The 16,425-nt window shown below is 68.5% G+C and carries 15 protein-coding genes; 8 read left to right on the top strand and 7 right to left on the bottom strand.

Annotated elements, in window-relative coordinates; translation table 11 throughout:
• Positions 1-174: 174 nt before the first annotated feature.
• The gene (locus RJ03_RS31490) at positions 175-573 is read left to right on the top strand and encodes a nuclear transport factor 2 family protein (protein ID WP_036509666.1); all 399 of its coding nucleotides are present in this window, start codon (positions 175-177) and stop codon (positions 571-573) included.
• Positions 574-589: 16 nt separating this feature from the next.
• Here the strand turns inward: RJ03_RS31490 and RJ03_RS31485 are convergent, their stop codons facing one another.
• The 3 genes from RJ03_RS31485 to RJ03_RS31475 form a co-directional block, all read right to left on the bottom strand.
• Positions 590-1,297, bottom strand: a complete 708-nt coding sequence (locus tag RJ03_RS31485) for a cyclase family protein (RefSeq protein WP_036509664.1) — start codon at positions 1,295-1,297, stop codon at positions 590-592.
• Positions 1,298-1,381: 84 nt separating this feature from the next.
• Entirely contained in the window at positions 1,382-2,599 is a 1,218-nt protein-coding gene (locus RJ03_RS31480; RefSeq protein ID WP_036509662.1) for a cytochrome P450 family protein, read from the bottom strand.
• A gap of 10 nt (positions 2,600-2,609) precedes the next feature.
• A complete protein-coding gene (locus RJ03_RS31475; RefSeq protein WP_051025498.1) occupies positions 2,610-3,818 on the bottom strand; it encodes a cytochrome P450 family protein in 1,209 nt (402 codons plus the stop codon).
• 369 nt (positions 3,819-4,187) lie between these two features.
• Here RJ03_RS31475 and RJ03_RS31470 point away from each other — a divergent pair, with 369 nt between their 5' ends.
• Complete coding sequence (locus RJ03_RS31470) at positions 4,188-4,700, top strand: mycothiol transferase (protein WP_036509658.1); 513 nt, start codon at positions 4,188-4,190, stop codon at positions 4,698-4,700.
• On the opposite strand, the gene RJ03_RS35670 is transcribed toward RJ03_RS31470, so the two are convergent.
• Positions 4,697-7,315, bottom strand: coding sequence for a cytochrome P450 (locus tag RJ03_RS35670; protein ID WP_245552450.1), 2,619 nt, complete (start codon positions 7,313-7,315; stop codon positions 4,697-4,699). The genes RJ03_RS31470 and RJ03_RS35670 overlap by 4 nt on opposite strands.
• Positions 7,316-7,380: 65 nt before the next feature.
• On the opposite strand from RJ03_RS35670, the gene RJ03_RS31460 reads away from it, so the two are divergent.
• Together RJ03_RS31460 and RJ03_RS31455 are read left to right on the top strand one after the other, a co-directional pair.
• Entirely contained in the window at positions 7,381-8,658 is a 1,278-nt protein-coding gene (locus RJ03_RS31460; protein WP_036509657.1) for a glycosyltransferase, read from the top strand.
• On the top strand, positions 8,655-9,413 hold the full coding sequence (locus RJ03_RS31455; protein WP_036509656.1) for an ABC transporter permease: 759 nt from the start codon (positions 8,655-8,657) through the stop codon (positions 9,411-9,413). Before RJ03_RS31460 ends, RJ03_RS31455 begins: the two co-directional genes overlap by 4 nt.
• Before the next feature lie 31 nt (positions 9,414-9,444).
• Here the strand turns inward: RJ03_RS31455 and RJ03_RS31450 are convergent, their stop codons facing one another.
• Positions 9,445-10,047: a TetR/AcrR family transcriptional regulator gene (locus tag RJ03_RS31450; RefSeq protein WP_036509654.1), complete on the bottom strand. Its 603-nt coding sequence runs from the start codon at positions 10,045-10,047 to the stop codon at positions 9,445-9,447.
• Positions 10,048-10,135: 88 nt separating this feature from the next.
• Here RJ03_RS31450 and RJ03_RS31445 point away from each other — a divergent pair, with 88 nt between their 5' ends.
• Positions 10,136-10,591, top strand: a complete 456-nt coding sequence (locus RJ03_RS31445; protein WP_083871468.1) for a DUF4345 domain-containing protein — start codon at positions 10,136-10,138, stop codon at positions 10,589-10,591.
• Positions 10,592-10,618: 27 nt separating this feature from the next.
• Here RJ03_RS31445 and RJ03_RS31440 read toward each other — a convergent pair whose 3' ends face one another.
• Complete coding sequence (locus tag RJ03_RS31440) at positions 10,619-11,173, bottom strand: GNAT family N-acetyltransferase (RefSeq protein WP_036509652.1); 555 nt, start codon at positions 11,171-11,173, stop codon at positions 10,619-10,621.
• Between the two features lie 44 nt (positions 11,174-11,217).
• Complete coding sequence (locus tag RJ03_RS31435) at positions 11,218-11,901, bottom strand: hypothetical protein (protein ID WP_036509650.1); 684 nt, start codon at positions 11,899-11,901, stop codon at positions 11,218-11,220.
• 239 nt (positions 11,902-12,140) lie between these two features.
• On the opposite strand from RJ03_RS31435, the gene RJ03_RS31430 reads away from it, so the two are divergent.
• From RJ03_RS31430 to RJ03_RS31420, 3 genes are read left to right on the top strand one after another with little or no spacing between them, the layout of a single operon-like run.
• A complete protein-coding gene (locus RJ03_RS31430) occupies positions 12,141-12,845 on the top strand; it encodes a response regulator transcription factor (RefSeq protein ID WP_086007354.1) in 705 nt (234 codons plus the stop codon).
• Entirely contained in the window at positions 12,823-14,421 is a 1,599-nt protein-coding gene (locus RJ03_RS31425) for a sensor histidine kinase (protein WP_036509646.1), read from the top strand. The genes RJ03_RS31430 and RJ03_RS31425 overlap by 23 nt, the downstream gene beginning before the upstream one ends.
• Entirely contained in the window at positions 14,418-16,331 is a 1,914-nt protein-coding gene (locus tag RJ03_RS31420; protein ID WP_036509645.1) for an ArnT family glycosyltransferase, read from the top strand. Before RJ03_RS31425 ends, RJ03_RS31420 begins: the two co-directional genes overlap by 4 nt.
• The last annotated feature ends 94 nt before the right edge of the window (positions 16,332-16,425 follow it).

The raw sequence follows: 16,425 nt of genomic DNA, 5'->3' as shown, positions 1-16,425 counted from the left end.
CCGCGGATTGGGTATAGCCCAGCCGGTCCGCGGTGGCCGAGAACGAGCCGCAGCGGGCGGCCTCGCGCACGACACGCAACCCGAGGATCGTGAACTCACCCATGCGAAATACTGATATCAGAAATGCGAGATCATCGCTTGTCGCATGGGTAGGCCGTGTTTAGCGTCGGCTGTGTGAGTGTGAACGAGAACAGAGCGCTGGTGCGCGACATCTTCGACCGGATGGCCGCCGGCGAGACCCGGGCGCTGAGCGATGCGATGGCTCCGGAATTTCGCTGGACCTTCCCCGGACACTGGTCGTGGTCGTGCACCTGGGAACCGAAAACGGCTGCCGTGCAGGGTCTGCTACGCCCGCTGATGGCGCAGTTCACCGAGTATCGAATCAGCGCGGACGCCGTGCACGCTGACGGTGACCGGGTGATCGTGCAGGCCCACAGCGCCGCCACGACGGTCCGCGGCGAGCCGTACGACCAGTACTACTGCTTCGTGTTCCGGGTCGAGGCCGGGCGGCTGCTCGAGGTGACCGAATACTGCGATACCGCCCTGGTGGAGCGAGTTCTCGAACCCCTGTGACGCCGTCACCGCCGATTCAGGATTCGATCAGGGCGAAGATCGACGCCGGTGACCCCGAACCGTGTTCGGTGACGAATCCGCCGACGACGACGGTGAAGCCGCGGTCCGGCAGATCAGCCAGGTGGGCCAGGATTTCCAGGCTGAGGCGGTGCTCGCGGTACAGCAGCTTCGAAACCCGGAAGGTGGCATCGATGCCGATATCGGGACTGAAGGAGTCGGTGCCGAGGGCCCCGCGCCGGCCGAGTACGCCGTGGTCGAGCAGCCAGTGCACCGCCGCCACGGAGAATCCGGGGTGATGCATGCGGCCCTGCGGATCGACCGACGCGAAATCGTCGGTGCCCCAATATCTTTCCCATCCGGTGTACAGGAGGACGGCGGATTCGGCAGGGAAGGGGCCGTGCCGGCCCTGCCATTCGAGCAGATCATCGACCGTGACCGCGTAATCGCGATCGTGTTCCGCTCGCGCGCTGATATCGATGCGGACGCCGGGCAGGACGAAATCCTCGGGGGCGAGCCGATCGGCCGTCGCCGCACCGGCGGTGAAGTGGGCCGGTGCGCCCCAATGGGTTCCGGTGTGTTCGCCGACGGTGACCGCCTGCAGGTGGAAGCCGTGTTCGTCGAGCGTGGCGATGGTGTCGATCCGCGGCGTGGGATCGCCGGGAAACACCGACACGACTTCCGCGGAGAGGGGATGCGACAGGTTCAGCACGGACGAATACGCCATCGGTTCACCTCCCGTGTGGCACCACCCGGACGAGATCTCGTGGTTCCGCGCGGGCACCGATGTGCCGGCGCGGAACCGCCGACACTATCGCAGGTAGACCGGAACCGAGATGTGCCCGTTGGAGATGAAACTGCCCAGCGGCTTCAGCTCGGACGGGTCGACCGCCGGCCGCAGGTCCGGGAAGCGTTCGAACAGCGCCGGTAGCGCGATCGAGGCCTCCATCCGCGCCAGCGGAGCGCCCAGGCAGTGGTGCGCGCCGTGGCCGAAGGCCAGATGTTCCTTGTTCGCCCGATGTACGTCGAACTCGGCGGCGGTCTCGCCGTGCACCTTCGGATCGCGGCAGGCCGCACCGTAGGAAGCGAGAATCGCCTCACCCTTCGGGATCCGGATCTCGCCGACCTCGATGTCCTCGACGGCGTACCGCAGCGGCAGATGCGCCACCGGCGCCTGATAGCGCAGCGTCTCCTCGACCAGCTCCGCCCACGGCACCCGGCCCTCGACCACATCGGCGCGCTGCTCCGGATGGCTGAGCAGTGCCACGATGGCCTGGTCGATGAGGTTGAGCGTGGTCTCGTGGCCGGCGTTGATCACCAGCATCAGGGTGTCGACGAGTTCGGTCTCCGAGAGCTGGGCGCCGTCCTCGTTACGGGTCGCGATCAGCACGCTGGTGATGTCGTCGCCCGGATTCTCCCGCCGGAACGACACCAATTCGCCGATCAGGCGGCCCATTTCGATGAAGTTCGCCTGCGCCTGCTCCGGTGTGAACGAGGTGTCGAAGAAGCCGTCGACACAGGCGTGGATGGCCGAATCCAGATGGTCGGGCACCCCCAGCAGTTCGCTGATCACCCGGATCGGCACCGGGTAGGCGTAATTCGGGCGCAGGTCGACGACCTCGCCCGGCGCGGTCGCGCTCAACCGTTCGAGCAGATCCGCCACGATCGCCTCGATCCGCGGACGCATCGCGGTGGTGCGGCGATGCGTGAACGCCGGGGCGACCAGTTTGCGCAGCCGCCGGTGCTCTGTGCCGTAGGCGGTGAACATGTTCTGCGCCGCCACCCACGGTTGCAGCGGCCAGGACTCGTTGATGTCCCCGTTGATATAGGCCGACCAGTGCTGACGCGGATCCTTCGACACGCGCGGATCCGACAGCAGATTCTTCAGCACGACCGCATCGGTCACCGACCAGGCCGGCACCCCGCCCGGCAACTCCACCAGCGCCACGGGACCACGTTCCCGGATGCGCTCGTTCTCGGCCTGGATATCGGCGCCGGTCAGATCGAGCACCAGTGGTTCCTGCTTCATCGGAAGCTCCTTACACCAGATTCAACGGAGGAGATGCGGGGAAGGTGACCGGCAGCGCTGCCATCGCACGGTGGAACGGGCCGGGACGCCAGGTGATTTCGCTCGGCTCGATGGCCAGGCGCATCTCGGGCAGTGCGTCGAGCAACTGGTCGATCGCGTCCTGCACCACCAGATAGGCCACCGAACGGGCCGGGCAGGCGTGCGGTCCGGCGCTCCAGGCCAGATGCGAGCGGTTGCCGGTGCGGTCGCCGCCGGCGATGACCGGATCGTTGTTGCACGCGGACAGGCTGATGACGACCGGCTGATGCGCGGGCAGCCAGGCGTTGTCGATCAGGATCGGCTGGCGCGGATAGCTGATCGAGAAGTTCGCCATCGGCGGATCCTTGAACAGAACCTCGTCCAGCGCGTCGCGGGTGGAGAGGCTGCCGCCGAGCATGCCGCCGCCGAACCGTTCGTCGGTGATCATCAGCAGCAGGGTGTTGGCGATCAGGTTCTGCTGGGGTTCGATGCCCGCACCGTAGAAGCTGATCAGGTTGTAGAGCATCTCTTCGTCGCTGAGATTGGCCGGGTGGTGCGCCAGCCGCGAGGTGACGTCGTCGCCGGGCTCGGCGCGGCGCAGGTGGATCAGCTCCATCAGCGCCTGGCTCAGATGTTCCATACCCCAGGCCGCGTTCACGGTGTCGAACAGCGCCGCCATACCGGTGGCCACGCGCTGACCGAGCTCGGCCGAACAGCCCACCATGCGGTTCAGCGATTCGAAGACCAGCGGGAAGGCGTACTGCGACACCAGATCCGCCGATCCGGCCTCACAGAAGCTGTTGATCAGCGGGATCGCGATCTTCTCCACCGTGCTGTGCAGCGCGTGCAGATCGATACCGTCGACGGCCGCCGTATACGCCTGCCGGTAGCGCAGGTGGACATTGCCGGCATTGCGCAGCGCGTTCGGATACCACTGCATCATCGGCCGCACCGGGCAGTCCTCGGGAATCGAGTCCTGCCACGCCCGGGGGTCGGCCGGGAAGTGTTCGGGATCGTTGAGGATTCGCAACGCGGTGTGGTAGCCGATCACCAGCGTGGCCGGGACGCCGGGGGACAGCTCGATCGGGACCAGTGAACCGTAGCGACGGCGCATCTCCCGATACGTGCCGTGCGGATCGGCGGCGAATTCCGGTGTGTCCAGCAGAATCCGGGGACCGTCGGTGTCGACCGGGGAGCCCATGTGCTGGACCGGGCAGGTGGCGGGACCGCCCGCGCCGGGTAGTGCGGACAGTGCAGAACGTGGTGTGGTCAAAAGATGTGACTCCAGAGAATGAACTGTCGAGCGCGACGAAGAATTCCGCTGTCGGTATGGTCCTACAGCGTCACCCCACATCTGTTGTAGGACAAGAGGCTTGGTTAGCCGCCCGGCCGGACATCCGTAACCGGACTGTCGACCAGGGTAGCAGGAACGTACCGAACTCTCTGTCGGTCTTCCACTCTCGGCACGCCGGTGCGGGACGGGCCGGTGAACCACCGTGAAACACCTTGTGAGCGGGCATAATCACACCGGTTCCACCCAACTGTCGGTGCGGTGTGTTTGCATACCACCATGACGAGCACCGATCTGCTGGCAGACGCCTTCGGGCGGATCAAGGAGAACGTGCACGGCGCGGTCGCCGGGCTCACCCAGGAGGAACTGGCCGCGCGGCTGGACCCGGGCGCCAACTCCATCGCCTGGCTGATCTGGCATCTGACCCGCGTGCAGGACGACCACATCGCCGATGTGGCCGGCACCGAACAGGTGTGGACGACGGCCGGTTGGTCGCGCCGCTTCGATCTGCCCTTCGACGAGTCGGCCACCGGGTACGGCGACGATCCGGACGAGGTGGCGGCCCTCGGCGGTGTCTCGGCCGAATTGCTGCTGGGCTATCACGACGCTGTGCACGACCGCACCGTCGACTACGTCCGCACGCTCGCCGACGCCGACCTGCCCCGGATCGTCGACACCCGCTGGGATCCGCCGGTGACCCTCGGCGTGCGGCTGATCAGCGTGGTCGACGACGATATCCAGCATTCCGGGCAGGCGGCGTTCATCCGCGGGGTGCTGCTGCGCCGCCGCTAGCGCCGGTACAGCGTCACCGGAATCGCCGACGGTGAGAGGACGAAGTCCCGGTTCGAGGCCCGCACGACGTACGCCGGATCCGGCTCGGGCCGCCACCGCGCCAGCAGCGCCGCCGAGGCGAGCGTGATCTCCAGCAGCGCGAAGTGGTCGCCCAGGCAGCGCCGGCGACCCACACCGAAGGACAGGTTCGCCTGCTTGTCGATCTCGCCGGTGCGGGTGGGCGACCAGCGGTCGGGATCGAAGGCCTCGGGATTCGGGAAGTGGCGCGGGTCGTGCTGGACCAGATAGGGGCTGAACATGATGGCGGTGCCGTCGGGAATGGTGAGTCCGCCGACGGTCACCGGCCCGGACGCGTTCCCGGCGCTGATCCACGGTCCCCAGAACCGAAGAGTTTCCGAGACAACCTGTTTCAGGTATATGAGCTTGCCGATGTGTTCCGCGCGCACCGGTCCGGCGCCGACCACATCGTCGAGTTCGGCTCGCACCCGTTCGGCGATATCGGGACGCCGCATCACCTCGTGCCACAGCCACCCGGTGAGCGAGGCCATCGACCCCACTCCGCCGGCCAGCATCAGGATGGCCTCGTCGATGATGTGGTCGTCCGACAGTCGCGCGCCGGTCTCGGGATCGGTATGGCGGATCAACGCCGACACCACATCGTTGAAATCCTCGTCGCGGCGGCGATACTCGGTGATCGCGGCGCCGATCGCGGCCCGCAGGTGGCGCGCCTTGCGCTCCCAGCGCCGATTCGCGATCACCCGCAGGCGGCGGATCTGAGGTGGCAGGGTCGTGCGCAGAATGACCTGGCTCAGCAGCCACGGCACGTTGTCGCGAATCCGGTGCCGGACCGCCTCGCTGAATTCGGCGGTGAACAGGGTCGAGGACACGGTGTCGAGGATCAGGCCGTGCGCCTCGTCCATCAGGTCGACCCGGCCTCCGGCGGGCAGTGCGGCCGACCAGGTGTCGGCCAATTCGGCCGCGGTGACCGTGTATTCGGCGAGCCGGCTCTGCCGCAGTGCGGGCGCGATCATGCGCCGGCGCAGTTTGTGTTCGGCGCCGCGCAGCACGTTCACCGAACCGCCGGCCACATCGGCGATCGCTTCCCGCAGATCGTCGCGATTCAATTCCGCGTCGCCGAGGCCGACCTCGCGCACCAGCTCCGGCGTGGTCAGCACATAGCCGGTCTTGCGGCCGAATCGAATGCGCACGATCGGGCCGAGCTCGGCGAGCGAGGTCACGAAACCCGGTGCGTCGCGCAGGGCGCGCAGACTGTGACCGATCAGCGGCAGGGCGCCGGGCGCGGTCGGCACGTCGGACAGCCGTTGCGGCACCGGTCGCTGTGCGGCGGGCTCGATGTCGGCCCGGGCCTGGCGATAGACCTCGACGATCGCGTCGATGCGGCCGGACTGTCGCACCGAATCGCGATGCCGGGTCATCTCGGCACGCATCGCGAGCAGCCTGCCGCGGTCGTTCACCAGCACGCCGATCGCCTCCGCCAGGGACGCGGAGGAGGCGTCGCCGGCGCGCAGACCGGCGCCCGCCGGAACGGATTCGGCCAGGTCCGGATCGCAATAGAGCACGGGCAGGCCGGTGGCGATCGCTTCGAGCAGCACCATGCCCTGGGTGTCGAAACCCCACGACGGAAAAAGCAGGACGTCCGCGGCGGCCATGGCGTCGAGGCACTGCTGCTGAGAAACCCTGCCGTGCAGCGTGATTCGATCCGAGAGCCCGTATTCGGCGACCACCGCGGCCGCGCGGGCGGACAGTTCGCCCTCCCCGTACACGTCGAGGGTGCAGTCCGGGACGCGCCGCACCGCCTCGATCGATTCGAGCAGTCGCTTCTCCGCGGAGAGCCGCCCACACCAGATCAACCGCAGCGGGCCTTCGACGGCGCGTGCGGCCGGGGGCCGCTGGTCGTCGAACAGTGCGTCGTCGACGCCGTTGGAGACCACCCGGATCGGCCGGGTGAGGCCGTGGTCGAGCAGCAGATCCGCGAAATGGCGGGTCGGTGCGATGACCCGGTCGGCGGCCTGCCCCTGGCCCACGATGGTGTGCCATGCGTGCCGGGCCGCCCGGCTCTGCGTGCCCCGCGGCATCCGCGCGGGATGGGAGACGAAGCGGCCGTGCATGATTCGCAGCGCGAGCGCCGAGGGGTAGGGCGCCGGGGCGGTGTGCTCGATGAAGGCGTCGTCACGGCTCTGCGCGGTGTGTACCAGCGGAATGCGATGCCGCCGTGCGGCTTTCATCCCCGCGATCGCCACCCCGTAGGTGGTGTGGGTGTGGACGAGATCGACGGGTCCGCGGGCGGCGAAGGCGGCATCGATCAGCGCGGCGTTGCGCGCGGTCGGCAACACCATCGGGAAGCCGTTCACCACCGCGCCGGCCAGGGGAGCCAGTTCGACCACCCCGTCGTCGGATGCCGCGTCCGGCGGCATCGCCGCGCCCGACAGTGGCGCCACGAACAGCGTCACCCGATGGCCGGCGCGTTCGAGGCCGTGGCGCAATGCCGCCACCGCGGTCTGCACCCCGCCAAGCGTCGCCGGGTGATAGTCCATGAACATGGCGATGTGCACGCCCGGCACGTTACCCACGCGCCCGGTTGTTCGATATCCCATAGTGTCCCCATCGGGTTTCTCGGCCGAAAGTGTTGCGCTCTCGGCAAAAGGGGAGATAACTCGACATGAGAATCGCCATTCCGCTGACCGGCACCCGCGGCGATGTGCAACCGGTGCTGGCCCTGGGGCTGGAATTGCGGCGCCGCGGCCACGACGTGGTGCTGGGCGCGCCGCCGAATCTGGTCGATTTCGCCACCTCGGCGGGGCTCGCGGCGCGTGCCTGCGGGCCTGACGTACAGCAGCTCTACAGCTCCGAGGAGGGGCAGCGGGCCCTCGCCGCGGGTAATACACTGCGGCTGATGCAGCTGGTCGCCCGGCAGATGGCCGACTATGCCGACCGGATGAACCGCGAGGTGGTCGAGGTGTGCGCGGGCGCCGACCTGATCGTGGCGAGCACCGTCACCGAGGACCGGGCCTGCTCGGTCGCCGAGGCGATGGATGTGCCGCTGGTGAGCCTGCACTACTTCCCGGCGCGGGCGAACGGGGCCTATCCGTTCCCGGGTGCGCTGCCGGCGAGCTGGGCGCCGCCCGCGCCGGTGAATCGCGCGACGTGGGCGGTGGCGGAGAATCTGCGGCGCATCATGTTCATGCGCTATCTGAACGATCTACGTGCCATGCTCGGACTGCCGAAGTCGCGGGCGAGTATCGCGGCGGTGCTGGCGCGGCGGCGGGTCCCCGAAGTGCAGATCTACGATCCGGCGCTGGTGCCCGGACTACCGGCGCAATGGGACGGCCGGCGCCCGTTCACCGGTTTCCTGACGCTGGATCAGCAGACCCGGCATGCGGTCGGCGAACTCGGCGACGACCACACCGACATCCTGTCCTGGGTGCACGCGGGGGAGGCGCCGGTGTTCTTCGGATTCGGCAGTATGCCGATCAGCGATCCCGCCGCCGTACTGGCCATGGTGCGCGAGGTGTCGCGCCGGCTCGGCGTACGGGCATTGGTGAGTGCGGGCTGGAGCGGTATGGAAACCGCTCGCACACAGGGTGATTCGACGGTGAAGGTGGTCGGCCCGTTCGCCCACGACCTGGTATTCCCCTACTGCGCGGCCGCGGTGCATCACGGTGGGATCGGCACGTTGTTCGAGAGTCTGCGCGCCGGTCTGCCGACACTGGTGTGCTCGGTGTCGTTCGAACAGCCGATGTGGGGCGGACAGGTGGACCGGCTCGGACTCGGCGCCCATCTGCGTTTCACCGATCTCACCACCGAACGACTCGTTCGCGGCGTGACCGCGCTGCTGGAACCCGAACGCCGCATTCGCGCAGAGCAATTCGCCCCGACCCTGCGGACCGAGGGCGCCGCCGCCCATGCCGCCGATATCGTCGAGGCGGCGGCCCGATGAGGATGATCGCCGCGGATTCGACGGTGATGTTCCGCCGGTGCGCCCGGCACACCCTGCGCAGTCCGGACACGCTGATCATCTCGCTGCTCATGCCGATCCTGGTGATGCTGCTGTTCACCTATGTCTTCGGCGGCGCGATCGACGTCGGCGGTTCCTACCTCGACTACGTGGTGCCCGGAATCATGTTGTTGTGCACCGGTTTCGGTGCGTCCATCACCGCGACCGCGGTCTCGGCGGATATGACCAGGGGCAGTATCGACCGGTTCCGGACGCTGCCGATGTTCCGGCAGGCGATCCTTGCCGGGCATGTCGGCGAGGGGGTGGCGCGCAATCTCGCCGCCATCGCGATCGCGGTGGCCGTGGCCGTACTGCTCGGCTATCGCCCGCACGCGGACGCGCTGGGCTGGCTGGGCGCACTGGCCATGATCGTGCTGTTCGTGGTGGCGATCTGCTGGATCGCGGTCGCGCTCGGGCTGGTGGCGAAGAATCCCGAAGCGGCCGGCGGGATGACCTACGCGATCATGTTCATCCCCTACATCAGCAGCGCGTTCGTGCAGACCTCCACCATGCCCGGCTGGCTGCGCGGCTTCGCCGACTACCAACCCGCCACACCCGTGGTCGACACCGTGCGCGGCCTGCTGAATTCGAGCGGGATCGGCGGAAGCGCCGCATTGGCCCTCGTCTGGTGTGCGGGCCTCGCGGTAGTCGGATTCGGCGCGGCCAGGGCGATATTCGATCGGCTCTCCCAGCGTTGAGGCGACCACGGTTCGCCCGGTCCCCAACGCGTCAGCGTCGCGGCGGCGCGGTCAGATCGAGCTGTGCACCCGCAGTGGCGTCCAAGGTCGCCATGCACATCCGCAGCACTTCGTCGCGCGAAATGCGCTGATGGGCAAGCCATTCGACGGCTACCTCGCGGATGAAGGCGATCCATCCGGTCAGCGCCGCGGCGGCCACCTCGCGCGTGTGCCCTGTGGCGCCACATGCGTCGAGGACACGCTCGCACAGGGCGTTCAGGTCCTCGACCACCGGTCCGCGTACCGCCGGATCGGCCGCCGAAGCGGTGCGGTTGGCGATGAGAACCAGCGGCACGTGGGCGCGGTAGAAATCCAGATGCGCCACCAGGCTCCGGTAGACGGCGGTGCGAACCGGCTCGTCGGGATCGATGCGCAGTTCGGCGAGCAGTCGATCGTGCGCTCGTTTCCAGATGGCCGCGAAGAATTCCCCCTTGGTGGGGAAGTAGTGGTACATCAGGGCGCGCGAGGCGCCGGCGTGGGTGGCGATGTCCTCCATCGCGACCTCGTCGTAGGAGCGTTCGCCGAACAATCGCGCGCCCACGTCCATCAATTCGTCGCGGCGCTGCTCGGGAGTGAGGCGGCGTCGGCTCGGCATCTGCTCATCGTAGGCGTGCGGTGTTGACGCGAATCCGGGCAGCGGCCTACCGTGGAACTTATTCAACAAAAGTCTAATAGGGGTCGGCATGCGACGAGTGCTGCAGATCTGGCTACTGGTGTTCGGGCTCGCCTGTGCGGGGATCGCGCTGGCGCACTTGTTATTCGGCACCGCCAGCATCATCGGCGGCGGACCGGTGAACGCCACCGTCGATTCCGATATGCGCTTCTACGCGGTCGTGTTCGGCGCCTACGGCCTGGCCGTGGCGTGGTGTGCGCGCGATGTGGAGCGCCGCGGGCCGGCGATCAACGCGCTCGGCGCCGTCTTCTTCGCCGGCGGACTCGCCCGGATCCTGGCATGGGCGGTGAGCGGGGAACCCAATTGGTTCTACGTGCTCATGACGCCGGTGGAACTGCTGATTCCGGTCCTGAACAACTTCCTGGTGCGGGCGGTGTGCGTCGGCCGCGGGCCGGACGATGGCCGTGCATCCGGCGCCGGGGCTCTCGGCATGGCGCCGGCGATGCGGCAGGGACGGACTGGATAACGTCGGGCCGCGGTGAGTTCGCGTGGCTCAGTGCGGGCTGCGGTTGTCGCCCGCGAGGCGGCCGCGCCGGATCAGGGCTCGTTTGGCGCCCGGTGCGATCGGTGGCAGCGGCGCCTCCGAATCCGGTTCCGGCTCAGCGGGATTGGGTCGTACGAACAAGGTGACCGAGGCGGCCGGACTGAATCCGCTGCGGGCCATCAACGTGGCCGAGGCGGTGTTGCTCTGCTCCACGTCGGTCACGATGCGCCGGGCTCCCCGAGCGAACAACGCCTCCGAACAGATATCCACCAGTCGCCGCGCCAGTCCGCGCCCCTGCATATCCGGCGCCACCGCGACCCATTCGAGGTATCCCCAGTCGTCCCGGAGTTCGAATTCCATGGATCCGAGGACGAATCCCACCACCCGATCCGAATCCAAGGCCACCCAGCAGGCGTTGTCCGCCGAATCGAGGTGCTCGGCCACCGACGTCAAAGACCACGACGTGTAAGGCTTGACGTCGGTGTCGAACACCTCGTGCCCCAGATCCAATACCTGCCGCAAATGCCCCAGACCCATGGGCACGATCACCGCATCGCTGTCCATTCGCCCAGTTTGCCAGAGGTGTGCCAGGCGGCCGGAGTGTGCGATCAGCCGTTGGGCTGATTCGGAGCGCCGTCCATCGGCGGGGCCATACCGGGGCCGCCGCCCGGTCCGGGCGCCGCACCATCCGGACCGGGACCGTTCTGCCCCGGATCGCCGCCCTGCGCCATTCCGCCGAAGCGGCTCGACCGTCCCGTGCGGCCATCCGTCCGACCGGATTCGGTGCCGCTCGTGATCGCCGTCGCGGTCGCGGTCCCATTCGCCTGCGTGCCCTGAATGCGCACGGTGTCACCGACTTTCACGTCCGAATGCTGGGTGCTGCCGGAAATCGTGTAGGTCTGGCTGAAGTTGTCGGCGCTCTTGGCGGTGATCGAGGTGTCCGAGACCGCGGTCACCGTGCCCGTCTGGGTGATCTCGGTGGTGTAGCCGCCGTTGCCGTCGGAGATCACGAACTGGCCGTGCAGGCTCGCGCCCGTCATGCCCATACCGCCGGGACCCGAGGCATTGCGCCCACCACCCCAGCTGGTCCCGGGGCCGCCCGGACCGCCGTGCTCACTGCCGCCGGAATGGGTGGCCGCGTAGACGACGCCGCCTCCGGCCGCCGCGATCACCGCGGCGATGCCGACCGCGGCCAGCGACTTCTTCGTCGACCAGGTGGCGGCCGGCTGGGTCTGCGGTGCGCCCCAGGTGTGTTCCGGCTCGGCCGGAGGCTGTGGGGTGGGCTCGGTCATCGCATGCTCCTTGTCGTCGAAGGCGATCGCGGGCCGTCGATGCCGCGATCGCGTTGCTCGGTCAACCCTGCGGTGCGAAGCTGGGTCTGCGCTGTGGACTCGTTCGGTACTCGCTGTGGTGCGCGGGGCCCGACCGCCGCACTCACAGCCGACCCCCAGACACGGCACAGCGGACGCATAGCAGCCGTTCCCAGACTGGGGTCATGACCACCACGAACACCCCGGCCGAGCGCGTCGTGATGCGCCGCGCGGACGGCAGCCCCGTGACCGTCCTCGTCGTCGACGACGAACCGGTGCTCGCGGAAATGGTGTCGATGGCGCTGCGCTACGAGGGCTGGCAGGTCGTGACCGCCGCCGACGGGCGCACCGCGGTCACCGCCGCCCGCGAGAACCGGCCCGATGTGGTGGTTCTCGACGTGATGCTGCCCGATATGACGGGCCTCGAGGTGCTCACGAAGCTGCGCCGTGATCTGCCGTATCTGCCGGTGCTGTTGCTGACCGCGAAGGATTCGGTCGAGGACCGCATCGCCGGGCTCACCGCCGGCGGCGACGACTACGTCACCAAACCGTTCAGCATCGAAGAGGTCGTCCTGCGCCTGCGCGCGCTGCTGCGCCGCACCGGCATCACCACTGTCGGCAACGACGCTCAGATCGTGGTGGGTGATCTGATGCTCGACGAGGACAGCCACGAGGTGACCCGAGCGGGCGAACCGATCACCCTGACGTCCACGGAATTCGAACTGCTGCGCTACTTCATGCGCAACCCCCGCCGCGTGCTGAGCAAGGCGCAGATCCTGGACCGGGTCTGGAGCTACGACTTCGGCGGACGCTCCAATATCGTCGAGCTCTATGTCTCCTATCTGCGCAAGAAGATCGACAGCGGACGCGAACCGATGATCCACACGCTGCGCGGCGCCGGATATGTCCTCAAACCCGCCGGCTGAGGCCGTGCCGCGGACCCGCCGGTGGTGGTCGGCACGCCGCTGGTCGCTGCGCGCGCGACTGCTCGTCGGGCAATTGCTGTTGCTGGTGGTCGTCGTCGTAGGTATCGGCGCCGCAACGGAATTCGCGCTGCAGCAGTTTCTCGTGCATCAGCTCGACACCGAGTTGGTCGATGTGCAGAAGCGTTCCCTCGGCGAGGCCGGTGGTGGTCCCAGTCTGGGTCCGCCCCCCGGCGCTCAGGACCACGACAACCGGCCGCCGCCGAACCACGGCGGTCCGGGACCGGATTTCCTGGACCGCCGCGGCATCCAGGCCGATACCGTCGGCGCCAGTATCGACGGCACCGAGATCACCGCCGCCAAAATCGATGCCGACGGAACCCAGACGCGCCTGTCGGCGACCGCCCAGCGGCAGCTGGCCGAGGTGTCGTCGGACGGCACTCCCGTCACCGTCGACCTCGACAGGCAGGGCGCGTATCGGGTGGTCGCGAATTCGACCTGGTCGGGGGCCACGGTGGTGACCGGTATGCCGTTGACCGCGGTGCACGCCACATTGATGCGGGTCCTGCTGATCCTGGTGGTGGTTACCGCGGTGGTGTTCGTCATCGCGATCACCGTGGGCATCTGGGTGATCCGCCGCGCGCTCGCGCCGCTGGACCGAGTGGCCGCCACCGCCTCCCGGGTGGCCGATCTGCAACTCGATCGGGGCGAGGTGGAATTGCCGGTGCGGGTTCCGGCCGACGATGCCGATCCGCGCACCGAGGTCGGACAGCTCGGTTCCGCGGTCAACCGCATGCTCGATCACATCGACAGCGCGCTGTCTGCCCGCCACGCCAGTGAGACGCGGGTGCGGCAGTTCCTCGCCGACGCCAGTCACGAACTGCGCACCCCACTGGCCGCGATCCGCGGCTATGCCGAACTGGCACAACGGAAACGGGCCGAGGTGCCCGGCGACGTCGCCAATGCGATGAGCCGGGTGGATTCGGAATCGCGGCGGATGACGGCGCTGGTCGAGGATATGTTGCTGCTGGCCCGGCTGGATTCCGGGCGTGGCCTCGAACACGAGCCGGTGGATGTGACGCGCCTGACCGTCGACGCGGTGAGCGACGCCCATATCGCGGGCCCGGACCACCAATGGGATCTGGATCTGCCGGACGAACCGGTCGTCGTCACCGGTGATGCGGCGCGCCTGCATCAGGTGCTGGCCAATCTGCTCGCCAACGCGCGGGTGCATACCGGACCCGGCACCACGGTCACGGTCTCGCTGCAGCGCGAGGTCGGAGGAGGCGCGATCTGGCGGGTCGCCGACAACGGCCCCGGCATCCCCGCGGCGCTGCAACCGGAGGTGTTCGAGCGGTTCGCGCGCGGAGATTCCTCACGCTCGCGGCGGGCCGGAAGCAGCGGTCTGGGTTTGGCGATCGTCGCGGCCGTGGTGAAATCGCACGGCGGCACGATCAGCCTCGACAGTGCCCCGGGCCATACCGTCTTCACCGTCCGACTACCGGATCAGGACCTCACAGCGAGCACACAGCGAAGCCCCAGGCGGCAACCACCTCGGTCGATGACGATCGACGTATGACGACGACTGTGCTGGACACGCCCCCGGTCGCGGTGACCGAACCGCCACCGACGCGGACCGCGCGCCCGCGGTGGCGGCAACTGTCGCTGGTGGCGTTGCTGGCGGCCACCGCGCTGCTGTACGTGTGGAATCTGGGCGCCAGTGGCTGGGCCAACGAGTTCTATGCCGCGGCCGTACAGGCCGGATCGCAGAGCTGGAAGGCGATGCTGTTCGGATCCAGCGATGCCGCCAACGCGATCACCGTGGACAAGACCCCCGGTGCGCTGTGGGTCATGGACATCTCGGCGCGCCTCTTCGGCTTCAACTCGTGGAGTCTGCTGGTGCCGCAGGCCCTGGAGGGCGTGGCCGCCGTCGCCGTGCTGTACGCGGGGGTGCGGCGGGTCGCAGGGCACTGGCCCGGCATCCTGGCCGGCGCGGTGCTGGCGCTGACGCCGGCCGCGGCGCTGATGTTCCGCTTCGACAACCCGGACGCCCTGCTCGTGCTGTTGCTGACCGCCGCTGCCTACTGCGTGCTGCGGTCCATCGAAAAGAACAGTGCCGCATGGTGGTTGCCCTTGGCCGGGGTGGCCGTCGGATTCGGATTCCTGGCGAAGATGATGCAGGCGTTCATCGTGCTGCCGGTGTTCGCGGCGGTGTATCTGCTTGCGGCGCAGGTGCCGTGGAAATCCAGGGTCGTCCGCTCCGTACTGGCCGTGCTCGCGATGGTGGTGTCCGCGGGCTGGTATCTGGCCGTCGTCGCGCTGTGGCCGGCCTCCTCACGACCCTTCATCGGCGGTTCCCAGCACAACAGCGTGCTCGAATTGGCATTGGGCTACAACGGTTTCGGCCGGCTCACCGGCGACGAGGTCGGCGGGCTGGGCAATATGAACCACGACGTCGGCTGGGCACGGCTGTTCGGCTCCGAAATGGGCGGCCAGATCTCCTGGCTGATCCCCGCGGCGCTGATCCTCGGTGCGGCCGGACTGTGGCTCACCCGTCGCGCACCACGCACCGACCCGACGCGCGCCGCGCTGCTGCTGTGGCTGGGCTGGCTGGTGCTCACCGGCGGGATCTTCAGCTTCGCGAGCGGCATCCTGCACCCCTATTACACGGTGGCGCTGGCCCCGGCCGTCGCCGGCAGTGTGGCGATCGGGGCCTGGCAACTGTGGTTGCGGCGCAACGACCTTCGCGCGACCGCCGTACTGTCGGGCACGCTGGTGGTGACGACCGTCCTGGCCTGCATCCTGCTGGCGCGCACCGGTGAGTGGAATCCGTGGCTGCGTCCCGTCATCGCGGTGGTCGGTGTGGGCGCGGCGGCGCTGCTGCTGGTCGTCTCCCGGTTGCCGCGGGCACTCGGTGCGGCGGTGGTGGCCGTCGCGCTGGCCGCCGGACTGGCGGGACCGACCGCCTACGCGGTGGCGACCGCATCGACTCCGCACACCGGCGCGATTCCGTCCGCCGGACCGTCCAGCGGGCGCTTCGGTGGGATGCCGCCGGGTGGTGCGCCCGGTGGGCAATCCACGACGAGCGGTGCGACCGCGCATGCCGGCGGACCGATGGGCGGGCTCCTCGGCGGTATCACCGTCGGCTCGAATCTGTCTGCGGCACTGAGCGACAACGCCGACGCCTACACCTGGGTAGCGGCCGCGGTCGGCTCCAACAGCGCCGCCGCCTACCAACTGGCGACCGGCGATCCGGTCATGGCCGTCGGCGGTTTCAACGGCACCGACCCGTCCCCGACCCTCGCGCAGTTCCAGCAGTACGTGGCCCAGCACAAGATCCACTACTTCCTGGGCGGCGCCGGCCTGGGCGGCATGCGCGGCACCTCCAGCGGCGGCAGCCAGGCCGCCTCCGAGATCGCCGCCTGGGTAGCCGACACCTTCACCGCCCGCACGATCGACGGAGTCACGGTCTACGACCTGACCGCGTGATCGCCGCGTGGAGGGCCGCATTTCGTGTGGGATGCGGTCATCGACGGTCGGACGTCCACGTGAGCCGCAGGTTGCGACTACTTCGCCGCGGAGC

It is taken from the genome of Nocardia aobensis NBRC 100429 (genome assembly GCF_000308375.1).
Classification (GTDB): domain Bacteria; phylum Actinomycetota; class Actinomycetes; order Mycobacteriales; family Mycobacteriaceae; genus Nocardia; species Nocardia aobensis.
Note: the sequence above shows the minus strand (reverse complement) of the source record. Positions and strands in the feature narration are given on the sequence as shown.

Coding starts and splice junctions, on each gene's coding strand:
- RJ03_RS31485 (WP_036509664.1), bottom strand. CDS start 1,297: ATGGCGTATTCGTCCGTGCTGAACCTGTCGCATCCCCTCTCCGCGGAA.
- RJ03_RS31480 (WP_036509662.1), bottom strand. CDS start 2,599: ATGAAGCAGGAACCACTGGTGCTCGATCTGACCGGCGCCGATATCCAG.
- RJ03_RS31475 (WP_051025498.1), bottom strand. CDS start 3,818: ATGGGCTCCCCGGTCGACACCGACGGTCCCCGGATTCTGCTGGACACA.
- RJ03_RS31470 (WP_036509658.1), top strand. CDS start 4,188: ATGACGAGCACCGATCTGCTGGCAGACGCCTTCGGGCGGATCAAGGAG.
- RJ03_RS35670 (WP_245552450.1), bottom strand. CDS start 7,315: ATGGGATATCGAACAACCGGGCGCGTGGGTAACGTGCCGGGCGTGCAC.
- RJ03_RS31460 (WP_036509657.1), top strand. CDS start 7,381: ATGAGAATCGCCATTCCGCTGACCGGCACCCGCGGCGATGTGCAACCG.
- RJ03_RS31455 (WP_036509656.1), top strand. CDS start 8,655: ATGAGGATGATCGCCGCGGATTCGACGGTGATGTTCCGCCGGTGCGCC.
- RJ03_RS31450 (WP_036509654.1), bottom strand. CDS start 10,047: ATGCCGAGCCGACGCCGCCTCACTCCCGAGCAGCGCCGCGACGAATTG.
- RJ03_RS31445 (WP_083871468.1), top strand. CDS start 10,136: ATGCGACGAGTGCTGCAGATCTGGCTACTGGTGTTCGGGCTCGCCTGT.
- RJ03_RS31440 (WP_036509652.1), bottom strand. CDS start 11,173: ATGGACAGCGATGCGGTGATCGTGCCCATGGGTCTGGGGCATTTGCGG.
- RJ03_RS31435 (WP_036509650.1), bottom strand. CDS start 11,901: ATGACCGAGCCCACCCCACAGCCTCCGGCCGAGCCGGAACACACCTGG.
- RJ03_RS31430 (WP_086007354.1), top strand. CDS start 12,141: ATGCGCCGCGCGGACGGCAGCCCCGTGACCGTCCTCGTCGTCGACGAC.
- RJ03_RS31425 (WP_036509646.1), top strand. CDS start 12,823: ATGTCCTCAAACCCGCCGGCTGAGGCCGTGCCGCGGACCCGCCGGTGG.
- RJ03_RS31420 (WP_036509645.1), top strand. CDS start 14,418: ATGACGACGACTGTGCTGGACACGCCCCCGGTCGCGGTGACCGAACCG.